This is a genomic window from Micromonospora sp. NPDC049836 (assembly GCF_044465125.1).
Classification (GTDB): Bacteria; Actinomycetota; Actinomycetes; order Mycobacteriales; family Micromonosporaceae; genus Micromonospora.
In genome coordinates, this window is record NZ_JBITLH010000026.1 from 1 (window position 1) to 15,188 (window position 15,188).

A 15,188-nucleotide genomic window follows, 5' to 3' on the forward strand; every position below is an offset into this window, starting at 1 on the left:
ATGCCCGCAGACATCACGCGATCAAGAAGCCGAACACGGCCACTGTCAAGCATCAGATGGGACGCCGATGTAAAGCATCAGCCGGGACACGACAAGGGACGCTCCGGCGTTTTGGTGAGAACTTTCTATACGCCTTCAAGGCGGCCCGCTTCGCAGGCCGCGCGCGCCGCCGAACCTGGGCCGGGCCGATGGCCCGCCGCCGCGCCTCTGGCCTTCGGCCGCCGGCGCGCCGGTGATAGCCCGCCGGCGGCGCGACATACGAAGAAGCCCCGGGCCGCCATGATCAGTGGCAGTTCCGGGGCTCCACGTTGGTCGAGACACGGGCGGTGCCTCCGGCGGGGCGCTCGGGCGCTCTGGGATGGTGGCGCCATCCCGACAACCTCCGTCCGGGCAAAGCCGAGCAGGTGGGGCCTGCCCGGTCAAGGTCGTTCAGACAGTGGGGTGCTCCACCTTGACCGGGCAGGCCCCACCCACTCCACGAGTGTGCGGACGAAGGCCGACGGGATGGCTAGGTGGTACGCAGGTGGTGACAGCGGCAGGTCGACCGGATAGCAGACAATTGCCTCATGTGGCTAACAGGCTTGCTCCACTGGGTGCGTGGTCTGGACTACGGCAACGTCCCTGGTTGGATCGGCGCGGGCTCACTACTGCTCGCCTATCGAGTCTTCCTCCGGGATCGCATCGCGGGTCAGCGAGGTCAAGTCGATCTAGTTGGGATTTGGATGAAGACCGAGTGGGAGCAGCGGCTTCCTCCTCAGCCGAGGGTTGAGGAAGGGAACTTCACCGTCTTCCTTCGCAACGGAAGCCAGCTGCCTGTCAGGGTCGAGCAGGTTGCCTACGAGTTCACGACTTCATGGTGGGTGCGCGATCTCGATCAGTGGACTGACGAGATGCCGATCTGGCTGTTGAAGCCAGGGACCGGGTCAGTGCGGATGTACTTGGGTGCTGTCGAGGTCCCTCCGGATGAAACTCGTACCGTTGGGCCGCAGACGTTCAACTTCGCGCACCTGGCTCCGGAACACGCCGACCAGCTGGATATCGGAGAAGGTCGAGGCATCAGTTACGACATTCGGTGGGTGCTCGTAGCCGACAACGCGAACCGACGGTGGGAAGTGCAACCAGGCCGTCGTACGAGACGGCTTCGCTGGTACAGCCCTAGGCGACGTGACTACCCGCTGCACTGGCAGCACCGAATCATCTGGCTCATGCGTCGCTTGCCCCACTGGTTGGCGGAGCAGCACGCCGAGTGGCGGGCTGGCCGGCTTGCGAGGGCGGCCGAGAGGACAAGGCATGAGCCGGCTCCTACAACTGCCCAAGACCATGCCGTTGGCAGCCGGTCAGACGCGGACCAGTAGTGGCAGGGGTTGACCCAGCACGGGTCGTCAACAGCCCGTCGCATGACATCTACCGGCCCGCTCCATACTCTGCGGCCAGGTGGCAAGCGCACGCACCGCCGTGATCAACCTGATTTCCAAGCCCAGGGTCCGGCTGGCGGCGAGTGACGAACTGGGTGACAACGGCGACGGACACTGCCGAACGATCGTGAACTTCCATGGACTGTCTCGGCAGCTCAGTCTGCTTCATCGGACAGGCCGTGGAACCATGTCGGTTCCTTCACACCGAAGAGGTCACTGGTTCGATCCCAGTATCGCCCACGCAGGTCAAAGGCCACTTCCCGGCTTCGGGAGGTGGTCTTTCTGCTTGCGTGCAGCAGTGAAGTGAAGTACAGCAGCTCGGTCATTGCGCGGGTGATTCGCCGAGGCGTTTGAGTGCGTCTCTGGTCGCCTTCGTCGATACCTGGGTGTAGATCTCCATCGTCACGGAGAAGCGGGCATGCCTCAGCACCTGCCTGGCGACTCTGGGGTGGACGTCGAGGTCGGCTAGGAGGGTGGCGGAGGTTCTTCTTGCGTCGTGGACGGTGATCGGCTTGACGCCCGCTCTCTCGCATCTCGTCTGCCAGGAACGTTGGAAGTTGCGCGGTTCGAATCGCAGCGTGGAGACGGGGTCGAGTTCGCACAGGAATGCAAAAGCCGCTCGGTCCTCGTCGCTCTCGCTGACCAGGCCACCGTCGGCTACCCAGCCGCCGGTGACGGCGGCAATCACGACGGCCACCTCGACGCTGCCGAGCAGGGTGGAGGAGTTCGCCACCAATCCAGCCAGCACTGGCCGTTGAAGTGCGACATGTGCCAGGGAACGAGGCAGCAGGCAGTGGGTGCCTGAACGCACGGATCTATCGATGAGCGGGCGCCAAGTCGAGGCTTACGACGACTCCTGCAACGGCCATACCTCGACCACACCGTGCGCGACGGCGCAAGGCGTACGCGACGCGATGCCGATGGCCTCGGCCAGCGTGGCTGCTTCGATGATGGCGAAACCGGCTACGGGAAGCGGGGAAGACATGAAGGGCCCGTCCTCCGTGGTCACTTCGGCCGCGTCGTGGTTCCGCACCTGCACGGGCTGGCCGGCGACGCCCATGTCGACCCCGTCCTGGCGCAGTCGGGCGTCATGCGCATGCGCCGCGTCCCGCACGACTGCGTCGGTGCGGTCGTAGCCCGCTTGGTCGCCGTATCCGATGGTCAGAAACTTCGCCACAGCAGCTCCTCTCGTACCGGGTCGGCGACCGATACCGGCCGTTCCCGCCCATGAATCATCGCCGCTGGAATCGGCGTTCGCACGTTCGCCCGCTCATGTCGAGATCCGTGCTCCGATGTCGCGGATCAGTTGGCGGACGACACCACGGCCCTGTTCGGCGTCGGCCCCGACGTCGCCGCCCAGCTGCTCACCACCGCCGGCGACAGCCCCGACCGGCTGCACTCCGAAGCGGCCCTCGCTCACCTCTGCGGCACCGCACCCATCCCCGCCAGCTCCGGACGGGTACGCCGCCACCACCTCCACCGAGGAGGCGACCGCGGCGCCAACCACGCCCTGCACACAACAGGCGGTTTCCTGCTACCGCGGGCGTTGACGCTGTACCGGCAGTTCGGTGACCGGTTGAACGAGGGCCTCACGCTGCTGACGGCGCGTCCGGCGCTTCTGCACCAGCTGCGGCGTGATCGGGCCGGGCGGGGGCCGGGACCGCCGCTCCCGTGACGGCCCCGGCCCCCGGGTCAGGCGATGGCTTCCTGGTCGGCGTCGCTCACCGTCCCGGCCACGCCCGCCGGCGGGTGCCACTGCAGGCAGGTGCTGTAGTGCAACTCGAATCGCTGCTGGAACGGCGTGGCCAGCGGGTGGTTGCGCAGCGCCAGGATGTTCTCGTCGTTCTGCCGCAACGCCCGGTAGGTGAGGTTGTGGCTACCCACGTAGAGCGTCGATCGACTCCCCTGCCGGATGATCAGGAACTTCTCGTGCAACGGGATGCCGCCGGCCGGCGTGTAGCCGCACAGGTGCACGGGCATCGCCGTGGCGAGGGTCACCAGCGCCGCCATGGGCGTGCCCTCGTCGTGCCGCGCACCGCTCTTCGCGCCGGTGACCACTCGTACCTGGCAGCCACGCTTCCGGGCGGCGATGAGCTCGTTGACCACGGCGCGGCGCTGGATCCGGAAGTTCGCCAGATCGACCTTCGTTGACCCGGAGCAGCTGAGACCCTTGAGGATGCTCACGATCGGGTCGTTGCTGCCGCTCGTGGGCTTGCTGCCGGCGCCCTCACGGCGCGGGAAGGTGTAGAGGCGGTGGTCACCGGCCGCGTAGGTTCGGCCCGCGTTGTCGTCGCTTGCCCCGGATCGGCCGTGCGCCATCAGGCCGTTGAAATACCGCAGATAATCGGCGTACAGGCCAGCGTGGCTGATGGTGATGGCGTTCTCGTAAGCGGCGTAGTGGTCGAGGTTGGCCGAGGAGACGTACAGGACGTTGCGCGCCGTCGTGCCGCCGGCCAGCCGCACACTGGAGATGGTCATGAACTTGTCGTGCAGCAGCGGCGGGTTCTTCAACGTTTTCGCGTCCGTACGGTCGGTCATGCAGCCGCGTGTCGACTGCCCGTCAGGGCGCCGGGTGCCGCACTCCACCACCGTGATGCCCGAGGTTGCCTTGAGCGCCTTGTAGTAGGCGTCCCCGTCCCAGACCTGACTGCCGTTGATGACGATGCGCACCTTCACGCCCCGCGCGGCAGCACCCTTCAGCGCGTCGAGCACCTCCCGCCGGTTGAAGAAATAGAGGGTGAGCGAGAGCGTCGCCCCGGACGGCGTCGCGTTGATCAACCGGGCCACGTGGGCACCGAGCCCTTTGTGCATGTCGGCGGACTCCGCCTTCGTGTTGAACCAGGCGTAGTTGCGCACCTCGGACGCCGCGACGGGCACGACCGCCGCCGCTGCGGCCGGCGCCGCTGCCACGGTTGCCCTGTTCGCGGCGACCGGGCCGACCGGTAGGGCCACCGCCGCCAACACGGTGGCGGTGACGGCAAGACCGCGCAGGCAGGGCCTGCTGGATGTCGTTCGCACGGTGATCAGTCCTTCCCCGTCTTCCTGCGGCACGGCGCTGCGCCATGACCGGGTCGCTCCGGCCGAAAGCGCCTGCCGGATCGATCGGCTTCGACTCTGCCGGTGAGGCGTAGAAGGGCGGTGGAAGGAATGTGCACGCGGCCGGCGGGCGGACCCGTTCTATCGTCCTGTGGCGTTGCGCTGGAGGAACAGATCGAGGTCCAGTTGCTGCAGCCCAGCGCCGGTATGAGCGCCGGTTGGCGGCGTGGCGCCGACGGGGCAGCGTCGTACCGCGCCATGGGCACTACAGCCAGCTGTACCTCACGTCCGGGGGTACGGGGTATCGGTCCAGACCGCCGACGAACTTAACGTCGGCTGGCATGAAGTCAACGAGGGGCCCGTCGAGACGGGGCGTCGCGCAGGCCCCGGCCGCCCCGACCGAGTTGCCGGACACTCCAGCGATATCGACGTTCGGGACATCGCCCTACGCGGTGCGTCTGGAGTCGGTGTCGAAGGAGTACGGGTCGGGGAAGAATGCGGTACGCGCACTCGACGCGGTGACAGCCGGATTCCCGCGCGGTACGTTCACCGCCGTCATGGGCCCGTCCGGGTCCGGCAAGAGCACGTTTCTGAACTGTGCGGCCGGTCTGGACCGGCCGACGTCGGGCCGGGTCGTGCTGGGTGACACGGAGCTGTCCAGCCGGTCGGAAGCCGAATTGACCGAGCTGCGGCGGGACCGGATCGGTTTCGTCTTCCAGGCGTACAACCTGCTGGGCGCGCTGACCGTCGAGGAGAACGTCACGCTGCCGCTGCGGCTGGCGGACCGGAAGACCGACCAGGCATTCCTGCAGGAAGCGCTCACCGCGGTCGGCCTCGGCGAGTACGCCCAACGGCGGCCGAGCGAACTGTCCGGCGGTCAGCAACAACGCGTCGCGGTCGCCCGCGCGCTGATCACCCGTCCGGATGTGGTGGTCGCGGACGAGCCGACCGGTGCGCTGGATACCCGGTCCAGCAAGCAGGTTCTGGGACTTCTGCGACATGTCGTGGACGAGATGGGGCAGACGGTGCTGATGGTCACGCACGACCCGGTCGCCGCCTCCTACGCCGACTCGGTTGTGTTTCTGGCCGACGGCAGGCTTGCAGGCGAGCTGACCCGACCTACTCCGGAGCAGGTTGCGTCGCGTATGACGCACCTGGGCGAGTGGTGATCCGCCGGCTTCGGCGGCTGGTCCGTGTCGTCGTGCCGTACCGCAAGGACCTGTCGCTGGCATGGAGCACGATCAGCGGGAGCAAGGGCGGTTTCGTCGGCTCGTTCGTCGCGATCGTCGCGGGCTCGGCGGTGATCACCGCCTGCGGGATGCTGCTGGTGTCCGGCCTCGGCACCGGGGTAGCTCCGGAGCGCTACTCCGGCGCGGCGGTGGTCCTCGGCGCGGAGCAGTCGTTCTGGCTGGATGAATCCGCCGAGGTCCGCTACAGCGAACGCATCACGCTGCCCGCCGACAAGGTCGCTGCCGTCGCGGCGGTGCCCGGTGTGCAGTCGGCCGTCGGAGACGTCAACGTCGAGGTCAGCGTGCTGACTTCGGGCGGCGACGTGCTGACCGGCCCGGACGGCTTCCCGGTACTCGGGCACGGCTGGTCCGCTGCGGCGCTCGGCCCGTTCCGGGTACGCGAGGGCCGCGCGCCCTCCGCGCCCGGCGAGGTCGTGCTCGACGCCGACCTCGCCGCGCGCGGCGACGTGTCGCTCGACGCCACGGTGCGACTCGTGGTCGGCTCGATCCCGTCGTCCTACCGTGTGGTGGGCATCGCGACCGCGCCGGGGGACGGGTTGGACCGGCAGTCCGCCGTGTTCGTCACCGACGGCCAGGCGACCAGGCTGTCCGGCCGTCCGGACCGGGTGGACGCCATCGGTGTGCTCGCCGCGCCCGGCGTCGCCCCGGAGCAGTTGGCCGAGCGCATCGCGGCGGCCGTGCCGGGGGTGGTGGCGCACACCGGCGCAGGACGCGGCGACGTGGAGTTCCTGGACGTGGGCGACGCCCGCAGCCTGGTAGTCGAGACGGCGGCATCGTTCGGCGGCACCATGGTGCTGATCGTGGTGTTCGTGGTGGCGAGCACTCTCGCGCTGTCGGTGCGGCAGCGCAGGCGGGAACTGGCTCTGCTGCGCGCCGTCGGCGCGACGCCCAAGCAGATCCACTGGATGATCGGCGCCGAGATGACCCTGGTGTCGTCGGTGGGTGCCATGTTCGGCGCGCTTCCCGGCGTGCTGCTCGCCTTCGTGATGCGTGGCGTGTTCGTCGTTGCGGGCGCGATGCCCCCGGATTTCCAGCTGCGGGTGGGTTTGTTGCCCGTCCTGGCCTCGCTGGTGCTGTGCATGACCAGCGCTCGGCTTGCCGGCTGGCTGGTCGCGCGCCTGGTGGCCAAGGTCAGCCCGGTCGAGGCGCTCGCGGACGCCGCGGTCGAGCCCAAGCAGCTCGGCCGGGTCCGGTTGACCATCGGGATCCTGCTCATCCCGCTCGGGCTGCTGTTGACCTTGGGCAATGTCGCGGCGCCGGGCGACTCGGCCGCCGACACCGCGGGGAGTGCGGTCCTGTTGTTCGTCGTGGCGGTCGGGTGTCTTGGACCCCTGCTGCTTCGAGGCGCCATCGCGCTGTTCGGCTCACACCTGAACCGGCAGTCCACGGCCGCCGGGTTCCTCGCTCAGGCCAACGCGCGGGCCAACTGGCGGCGGCTCAGTTCGGCCACCACACCGCTGGCCATGGGCGTGGCCCTGGCGGCCGTGCAAGTGTTCGGCGCTTCCACGATGATCGCGGGCGCGCGGCACCAACTCGAGGACGGCCTACGGGCCGATCACGTGTTGACCGCGTCGTCCGGTGCCGGGCTGTCTCCGGAGGTCGTGGACGCTGTGCGGGACGTGCCCGGCGTCGCCGTGGCGACGCCGTTGGCGCGGATGCGGGTACTGCTGACCTTCCGGTCCGAGGACAGCACCGCGACCAAGGTCTTCGCCGCCCAGGGGGTGGCGCCCGAACGGCTCTCCGAAACCATGGATCTCGCGGTGGACCAGGGCGACATCGCGAAACTGCGGGGCGATGCGGTGGCGCTGAGCCGGGTCGTCGCGCAGACCGTCCGGACGAAAGTCGGCGCAACGATCGAGCTGCGGCTCGGCGACGGCACGGTGGTCAAGCCGCGCGTGGTGGCGATATACGAGAACGGCCTGGGCTTCGGGGACGTCACCCTGCCCAACGACCTCGTCGTCGCCCACACCACCGCGCGGGTGTCCACCGCGGTGCTGATCAGATCGGTGGACGGGACCGACCCGGCAGCGCTCGCCCGCGCGCTGCGTGGCGCCGTCGAGCGCTACCCGCTGGTCCAGGTCGGCGACCGAGAGGCGTTCCTGGCCGCGCCCGGGTCCGGCGGCTCCGGTGACTGGGCGCTGAACCTGCTGTTCCAGACGGTGCTGCTGGGCTACGTCGCCATCGCCGTGGTGAACACCCTGGTGATGGCGACAGCGGCGCGGGTTCGCGAGTTCGCGAGCCTGAAACTCATCGGCGCCAGCCGAGAGCAACTCCACGCGATGATGAACGGCGAGGCCAGAATCGTGGTCTTTTCGGCGCTGCTGTTCGGCCTGCAGGCGGCGATCCCGCCGCTGATCGGCATCAGCCTCGGACTGACGAAGTCGCCCGTTCCCAGCATCTCCCTCACCGGGCTCATCGCGATCGTGGCGCTCACCATCGCACTGTCCTGGGGCGCGATCAGGATGGCCACCCGGTACGCGATGCGACCCGCGCCGGTCGGCGCGATCGGCGGGCGGGAGTGACGAGGACTCAACCGGGTCAGCTCAGCGACCGCTCATCTGACCCGCGGCGTTGAGGTAGGCGAGAACGGCGAGGACGCGGCGGTGGCCACTGTCGCTCACGGCGAGGCCAAGCTTGGCGAAGATGTTGCCAATGTGCTTGTGGACGGCGTTGTCCGTGACAACAAGCTGCGCAGCGATGGCGTTGTTGTCGTGTCCCTGTGCCATCAATGCGAGTACCTCGCGCTCGCGGGGAGTGAGGGCGGCGATCGGGTCACCGGCGCGTCGGACGAGCTGGGCGATGACTTCAGGGTCCATCGCGGTACCACCGGCGGCGACGCGGCGCAGCGCGTCCACGAACTCGTCCACCCGGCTGACCCGGTCCTTGAGGAGGTAGCCGACGCCGCCGCCGGTGGTGGACAGCAACTCGGCGGCGTACTGCTGCTCGACGTACTGCGACAACACCAGGACCGGCAGGCCGGGGCGCTCCCGGCGGGCTTGCAGGGCGGCTCGGATACCTTCGTCTCGAAACGACGGCGGCAGCCGGACATCAACGATCGTAACGTCGGGCCGGTGCTCCCGCACGGCGGTGAGGAAACCCGCGGCGTCGTCGGCGATGGCGACGATCTGGAAGCCCGCGCGTCCCAGCAGCAGTTCCAGTCCGGTGGACAGCAGCACGTTGTCTTCGGCGATCACCACCCGCATGGCAGCTCCACGGTGATGGCCGTCGGCCCGCCGGCCGGGCTGTCGATATCGACAGTGCCGTCGAGCGCGAGCGCCCGGCGACGTATCCCGGCGATCCCGGTGCCCCGCCGATCGTCGGCGCCGCCGGTGCCGTTGTCGCTGATCACCACCGACAACCGGTCTGCCGCACGGTTGACCCGTACGCCGGCCGCGGTCGCCTGGCTGTGTTTGGTGACGTTGGTGAGTGCCTCGGCGACCGCGAAGTAGACGACGGCCTCCACGGCCGCCGGGACCCGTCCGAGGTCGCCGATGTCCAGCCGGGTCGGCACAGCGCAGCGTGCGGTAACGGCGGTCAGGGCACCCTCCAGGCCCCGGTCGGCGAGAATCGGCGGATAGACGGTTCGGATCACCTCACGCAGTTCGGTCATCGCCTCCTCGGCTCCGTCGTGTGCCTCCCGAAGAAGCCCTTCCACGAGCTGCTCGTCCCGCGGATTGTCGGCAAACGCCTGGCGAGCCACGGCCAGCCGCATCGCGATGGCCACCAGCCGGGCCTGAGTGCCGTCGTGCAGGTCGCGCTCGATCCGGCGCAGCTCCGCTCCGTGTGCGTCCAGCACGTCCGCCCGAGTGCGCGTCAACACGGCGACCCGTTCGGCGAGCTGTTCGTTCGTCGAGTGCGACAGCACCACCAGGCATATCCGGGCGTGTGCGCGAGCGATCGGCGGGAGGCAAACGTAGGCCAGCGCGGTGAGCAGGAAAATCTGCAGTGGACCGAGAGTGAGAGCGGTCGTCCAGCCGGTCACCGGGACGTCGACGAACAGCCGTGGCCCGTCCTCCGGCGCAAATGCCCACCACAAGGGCGTGGCGATAGCGGCGACCACGATGTTGCCCACGCACAGCAGCGCGGGCAGCCCGAGCGCCACCCCGGTGATGGCGTTCACCGGCAGCCAGAGCAGGACGCGGGAGGTGCGGCCCGTGGCCACTCGGCGTCGCGGCACGCCCTGGGCCGCGCGCGATGCCAACGGCGTACCGAGCAGCCGGCCGGCGCGGTCACGGTGCCAGTTCGCCCAGAGCCGGGCGAGCCGCGGGAAGCACAGCAGCGGCAGTGAGAGCACTGTGGCGACCCCGGAGAGCAGCGAGCCCAGGAGGTAAAGCACGCCGCGCCGCACCTGCACCCACCGTTCCCCCGGCATAACAGGAGGTCCTTTCTCGGTACCCGAGAAGCTCGCGTTTCGGCACGGCGTCGAGTCTGCCCTGATTGTCGCCGCCCATGCCATCACAGCCGCACTACCTCACACCGGTGGTGCGGAGTAGCGGTCTCGCCCGGAAGCCAAGATCAGGTGCGCGGATCTGCCGCCCCATGCCACTCAGTCGTTGATCAGCCTGTCATACGGCGTATTCTCCGGCGTAAAGATGAGGATGAAGTCCCTGCCTGCCTCGGTAGCGACCCTGCGGAGGGCAGCCAGAGCTTCGGCCTCTGTGGGAAGCTCAAGGCCGAGAGCCGTGGCCGCACGATCGCGCCGAGCTATCAGATCGGGCATGTCTTCCAGATACTCGGCGGCCAGCTCACGACTCTCCTCCTCGGTGAACGCGCGGCAGTCGCGCCACCAAGGCGCCACCAGCAGAAGCTGCAGCAACTGCTCCAGGCCGATCGCTACGAGAGCCGCGCTGCCTTCCGAGTCCGCATACAGGACTGGCCGTTCGTCGCCACCGCTAATCGAAGTCACCATCGACCGGGTGCTGGGTGCCTGGTGCCCGAACGTCATTTGCGCCCGGGCACCAGGACCTGACGTATCACGTTATCCGATGACCTTCACCGCCGTGGTGCTCCAGCCGCTGGCCACCTGGTAGCGGGGTCCCCAGTTGATGGTGGCCTGGCCCGGGTAGACCCAGGCGTTGCCGCTCGTGTCGACCGCTACAGCGTCCGGAAGGCCATTGGCGTCGATGTCTGCGATGGCCACTCTGTACGGGCCCCAGCCCGTGCCGATTTGTTTTCGGGCGCCGAACATTGCGAGCCCGGCTTGGCCGGTGTTCGGGTGGAACCACATGTCGCCTGCGGTATCGATCGAGATGAGGTCGTCGAGTCCGTCCTTGTCGAAGTCGACGGGGTAGATCCGGGAGTTGGACCAGCCGGATGTCTTCACCTGTACCTTGCAGCAGCCGTTCGGATAGTAGAACAGCTCGCCGGTGGAGTTCTTGATGCCGAAGTGGTCCGGTCGCGGGTCCTTGTTGGCGTTGCCTGCGGCGTGGGTGTAGGCGTTCCAGCCAGTGCCGATTTGGCTGCGCAAAGTCGAGGTGGGCGCGCCGTTCAAGTTGGGGTAGGCCCAGAGCAGCCCGTCGCTGTCGACGCCCATGACGTCGGCGAGACCGTCCTGCGTCCAGTCCACGATGTCCCACCGCCAAGTGCTCCAGCCTGCCCCGATCTTCACCGGGGTGCCGAAGGTGGACATGCCGGTGTTGCCGGTGTTCGGCCGCAGAAAGAGGCCACCGGAGGAGTCGGCGGTGACGATGTCCGGTTTGCCGTCACCGGTCAGATCGTGCCCTGCGGGAGTCGGGTTGATGACGACCGAGTCCCAGGCCTGTACCAGGGAGAGTTGGCCCTTGAAGTAGCTTCCCACGCTGCTGGCGCCAGTTTTGACGCTGCCGAATCGGAAGCGACTGCCCGCGTTCCAGGTCGTCGTGTGCGCCGCCGAGGCAACATTGCGTCCGTTCACGTAGAGGTACATGTTGCTCAGGTTGCCGACGGCGGGTTTGAAGGTGACCGTCAGTTCGGTCCACACACCCATTCGTGCGGTACCGGCGCCGCTGCTGACGGTGTCCCAGACGGGGCTCGCGACATCGCTGCGGGACATCGCGAAACGCCATGAGCTGTCGCCGGCGTCGGCCCAGAGCTTGAATCCGGCAGTGTTGGTGCCGTCCTGAGACAGAAGGGTGCCGCCTGCCGCGTTGGGCTTCACCCACACCGAGATGGAGAAGCTGCCGTTGGTTGTCACGGCCGGGGCGGCGGTGGTGAGGGTGCTGTTGACACCATCCAGGAGGACATCGGGGTCGAAGAGGTCTCCCGAATTCCAGGAAGCGGCTCCACTGCCAGTCGCCGTCAACGAGCCGACGGCGTCCTTCGCCGGGGTGGTGACGATTTGTCCCTCCACCGCGTCGGTGAAGTGCCAGGCGTGGTTGGCGGTGAGGATCGTGCGGTTCGTTCCGGCGCTGATGGTGCCCGCGCTGCCGGTGAGGTTGCTGACCAGCCATGCGGTGCTCACGCCACCGGCGCCGACCGTCCAGAGGTCCGGCACGCCGTCGTTGTTCATTTCGGCCGCGCGCAGCGTGAGGGTCGCGCCTTTGTTCCAGTCGGAGCTTTTGAGCGTGTAGGGAGTGTAGGTGAGTTGTGCGTTGTCGATGTCCACGCTTAGACCTGTCCACAGGTGCAGAGCACCGGTACCGCGGTTCCAGAGGAACATGGCGGTGCCGGTGCTGGTCTGCGCGGTGGCGATGGTCCAGTTTTTCCAGTCGTCGCCGCCTGCCGGGGTCTTCGTGGTCAGGGTGGTGACCTGTTGGAACTCGGCGGGCGCGGTGGAGGGGTAGTAGGTGAGGAAGTAGCCGACGGCGTCGGTGCCCGAGATGCCGATGAGGTCAGGGTAGGCGGCCCCGCTCTGCCGTGCGTCACCTGCGTTGGCCACCTGTGTCGGCGAGGCGTCGAACCCGTCAACCAGCGCCTCACGCAGGATGGTGTACTGCGTGCCATCGACCGTGGGTTGAATCACGGACCCGTCGCCGTTGGCCCGCAACACGCTGCCACCGCCAGCGGTAGGCCCGCTCGGGTAGTAGGCCAGAAGGTCTTGGAGGCCGTACCCAGAGAAGCGACCGGTGAGCACTTGGGCGCCGTTGAAATCGGTCGGCGACCCGATGGTGGCGAGGCCGTTGCCGCGGGCGCCGATGTTGGTGGCGGGTGTCGGAGGGCCGTCGGACCCGCCTGGACTGAGCCAGACCCCGGGTGGCATCCCGAGGACACCGCCGGCGACAACCAGATCTGCGGCGTCGTCTCCATTCATGTCACCGTCGGCGGCAGTTGCGGCCGGATCCGAGTTGAACGTGACGCTCTCGGAGTCACCGATGTTTCCGCCTGCGGAAACGCCGGTCACCGACAGAGAGTTGGTGTAGCGGGTCGGAAGGATCGAGATGCTTGTCTCGCCGCTGCTGTCGGCGGCCACCTCGACGGCAGGCCCGGCGTTGAGCTGGTAGAGGTACCGGCTCGGAGCGGTGCCATTTGCGGCTTTGACCGTGAAGGTCGCCGGCTGGCCGATGGTCGATTGCGCTGGCGGCGTCACTTCGGGGTGGCCGGGGCGGGTGGGGTCGAAGTTGAACGTACAAGGGCTTGACCAGTCGCTCGTCGCGTGGAAGTCGGTGGCCTGGACCTTCCATTCGAAGGTCGTAAGGGCTCCCGTGCCGGCTCCTGTGTAGCCAGCGTATTGGCGCAATGTGGCCTGCGGGACGACCAGCACAGCGGTTGTGCCGGAGGCGTATGTCAGCTTGTTCGGGTCGGACGTGGCGACGACGGCGCCGTCGCTTTTTCTCGTGATCCGGAAGGACACGCCTAGCACGCCGCCGTTTCGGTCCGAGACCGGCGCGTAGAGCGAGACCGAGGCGTCACCCACGGTCGAACCACCGGCGCAGGTTGTCCTTGGCGAGGTGGTCAGGCCGGTCGGCTGGTTGGGCTTGTGATTGTAGAGGATTTCCAAGGTCGGGCTGGTCTCGAGGAATTCCTTCCAACTCTCCGGGTCGCTGGCTTCGTTGTACGCCTTGAGCCACAGGGTGCGAGTCGACCTCTTCGCGGTGACGTCGCTGCGGATTTGGCTGCTAATGTCGAACGAAACCCCCGAGGCGGCGCATCCGCTGTATCCATAGGCGAAACTCTTGGACGCTGCGAGAGGGCCGCTGCTCTGCCCCTCCCAGTAGTTCCACGTGGCATTACTGGCGCTGAGGACCGTGCTGGGGGCGTAGACGTTCACCTGCTTGGGCTCGCAGCTCCAGGAGCGGGTGTTGGTGATCTTGAAGTACGCCGAGTTGATTTCGGCTCCGGACAAGGTGCTGACCGGGATCGAGAAGTTAATGAGCGTGTTAGAGCGTTGTGAACCCGCGTTGCCGACCTGCATTCGGTTGTAGGGGTCAGGGGTGCCCATCCAGTAGTTCGTGGACTGGTGCTGGTAGGAGACGCTGGCCCAACCCCCTCTGCTGGAACCAGCGGGAGTCCAGTTGAAGGTCGGGTCCAGGAAAACCGGGTAGACCGTTTTCTCGTCGGTGAGCAGGTTCTGGTCGGGAACGAGTTGCAGGGCACCGGAAGTGATGTGGACAGCGATGGGGGCGGTACGTGCGGCCTCGCCCGGACCTTCAAGACCGGACGTATCAGTACTGCGCGCGGCGAGTCCTGCGGTGGAAGACGCCGTCGAGTCCCACATCAGGGGGGCGGGGGCGGTGAGGACGGCTGCGCCCGAGTGGTCCCGCCCGCTGATGTTGCCGCTGTCGTCGGCTTGGAGGGCGAGGCCCGCTGTGCGAGTGGTGAACGTGAGGGTCGCCAACTTCGGGTTGGCAGCCGCCTCCGGGGTGTGTACGACGAAGATGTGGGAGAAACCGCCCTCCCGGTTGACCGTGACCGTCAAATCCACGTCCGGCAGCACGTCAGGATAGGTGGCCGTCGCTCCCGACAATGTCGGTGCGGGTAGGGGCAGCGGCGCACCGATGTTGAGGCTCCGGTCGCCTGAGACCATTTCCGCCAAAGGTCCCTCCCCACCAGGAGAGAGCCGGATCTGACTCGTGGTCGTGGTAGGGGTGATTCGCCCATCCGCGTGGCGGATCAGTGTCGGGTCGAGGGCCTTCCACCCTCCGTCCAGCATGGTGCGGGTCGGCGAGGCGAACTGGGTCAGTTGGACTAGGCCGTCCGGACGAGCAGTGATCACCGAGGTCGAGGTGCCAGCCGCGGTCGCCTCAACGGGTTGTCCGCTGCGTCGCGCCTGAGCGAGCGCCTGCTCAACGCCGAGCGGGGCCCCGGAAGCCCGTGGCGGGCGTACGGGGAGGGTATCCCCGTCGGATGCGACGGCGGTGCCGGGCAGGGTGGCAGCTGCGGCGATGAAGACAGTGACCACGGTGACGGACGAAAGGGCTCTCGTCCGATGCACAGGCTGATTTCCGGGCATGGTGAGGCGACTCCCCGTGTCAGGCGACGCGCGGGTGCGCGTCCGATGGCGGGCACAGTGAACCAGCGATGACCGCCTCGGGGAACGGCTCGTCTCACGCAAAGTTGTCCCTTTCGCACT

General features: G+C 67.8%; 10 protein-coding genes and 1 pseudogene. 3 read left to right on the top strand and 8 right to left on the bottom strand.

Translation table 11 applies throughout. The features are described 5' to 3' along the window. Positions 1-1,570: 1,570 nt before the first annotated feature. The 3 genes and pseudogenes from ACIBPB_RS32875 to ACIBPB_RS32885 form a co-directional block, all read right to left on the bottom strand. Entirely contained in the window at positions 1,571-1,741 is a 171-nt protein-coding gene (locus ACIBPB_RS32875; RefSeq protein WP_396843146.1) for a hypothetical protein, read from the bottom strand. Beyond that, positions 1,738-2,055 (bottom strand): annotated as a pseudogene (locus tag ACIBPB_RS32880) (tyrosine-type recombinase/integrase); the annotation flags it as partial. The pseudogene ACIBPB_RS32880 and the gene ACIBPB_RS32875, both read right to left, overlap by 4 nt. Before the next feature lie 204 nt (positions 2,056-2,259). Continuing rightward, the gene (locus ACIBPB_RS32885) at positions 2,260-2,592 is read right to left on the bottom strand and encodes a YciI family protein (RefSeq protein ID WP_396843147.1); all 333 of its coding nucleotides are present in this window, start codon (positions 2,590-2,592) and stop codon (positions 2,260-2,262) included. 129 nt (positions 2,593-2,721) lie between these two features. On the opposite strand from ACIBPB_RS32885, the gene ACIBPB_RS32890 reads away from it, so the two are divergent. Then, positions 2,722-3,090: a transposase gene (locus ACIBPB_RS32890; RefSeq protein ID WP_396843148.1), complete on the top strand. Its 369-nt coding sequence runs from the start codon at positions 2,722-2,724 to the stop codon at positions 3,088-3,090. Positions 3,091-3,107: 17 nt separating this feature from the next. Here the strand turns inward: ACIBPB_RS32890 and ACIBPB_RS32895 are convergent, their stop codons facing one another. Continuing rightward, complete coding sequence (locus tag ACIBPB_RS32895; protein ID WP_396843149.1) at positions 3,108-4,466, bottom strand: phospholipase D-like domain-containing protein; 1,359 nt, start codon at positions 4,464-4,466, stop codon at positions 3,108-3,110. A gap of 326 nt (positions 4,467-4,792) precedes the next feature. On the opposite strand from ACIBPB_RS32895, the gene ACIBPB_RS32900 reads away from it, so the two are divergent. Then, positions 4,793-5,620, top strand: coding sequence for an ABC transporter ATP-binding protein (locus ACIBPB_RS32900; RefSeq protein ID WP_396843150.1), 828 nt, complete (start codon positions 4,793-4,795; stop codon positions 5,618-5,620). Between the two features lie 32 nt (positions 5,621-5,652). Then, the gene (locus tag ACIBPB_RS32905) at positions 5,653-8,223 is read left to right on the top strand and encodes an ABC transporter permease (protein ID WP_396843151.1); all 2,571 of its coding nucleotides are present in this window, start codon (positions 5,653-5,655) and stop codon (positions 8,221-8,223) included. 21 nt (positions 8,224-8,244) lie between these two features. Here the strand turns inward: ACIBPB_RS32905 and ACIBPB_RS32910 are convergent, their stop codons facing one another. From ACIBPB_RS32910 to ACIBPB_RS32925, 4 genes are all read right to left on the bottom strand, one after another. Beyond that, complete coding sequence (locus tag ACIBPB_RS32910) at positions 8,245-8,904, bottom strand: response regulator (protein WP_396843152.1); 660 nt, start codon at positions 8,902-8,904, stop codon at positions 8,245-8,247. Then, entirely contained in the window at positions 8,892-10,055 is a 1,164-nt protein-coding gene (locus ACIBPB_RS32915) for a sensor histidine kinase (protein WP_396843153.1), read from the bottom strand. Before ACIBPB_RS32915 ends, ACIBPB_RS32910 begins: the two co-directional genes overlap by 13 nt. Before the next feature lie 192 nt (positions 10,056-10,247). Further along, positions 10,248-10,610 (bottom strand): hypothetical protein, encoded by a 363-nt coding sequence (locus tag ACIBPB_RS32920; protein ID WP_396843154.1) that lies wholly within the window; start codon positions 10,608-10,610, stop codon positions 10,248-10,250. A 69-nt stretch (positions 10,611-10,679) separates the two neighbouring features. Further along, positions 10,680-15,017 (bottom strand): FG-GAP-like repeat-containing protein, encoded by a 4,338-nt coding sequence (locus ACIBPB_RS32925; RefSeq protein WP_396843155.1) that lies wholly within the window; start codon positions 15,015-15,017, stop codon positions 10,680-10,682. Positions 15,018-15,188: the final 171 nt, after the last annotated feature.

Bases quoted from the DNA above. Each gene is read 5' to 3' on its own strand.
- ACIBPB_RS32875 (WP_396843146.1), bottom strand. From the start codon at position 1,741: ATGACCGAGCTGCTGTACTTCACTTCACTGCTGCACGCAAGCAGAAAG.
- ACIBPB_RS32900 (WP_396843150.1), top strand. From the start codon at position 4,793: ATGAAGTCAACGAGGGGCCCGTCGAGACGGGGCGTCGCGCAGGCCCCG.
- ACIBPB_RS32910 (WP_396843152.1), bottom strand. From the start codon at position 8,904: ATGCGGGTGGTGATCGCCGAAGACAACGTGCTGCTGTCCACCGGACTG.
- ACIBPB_RS32920 (WP_396843154.1), bottom strand. From the start codon at position 10,610: ATGGTGACTTCGATTAGCGGTGGCGACGAACGGCCAGTCCTGTATGCG.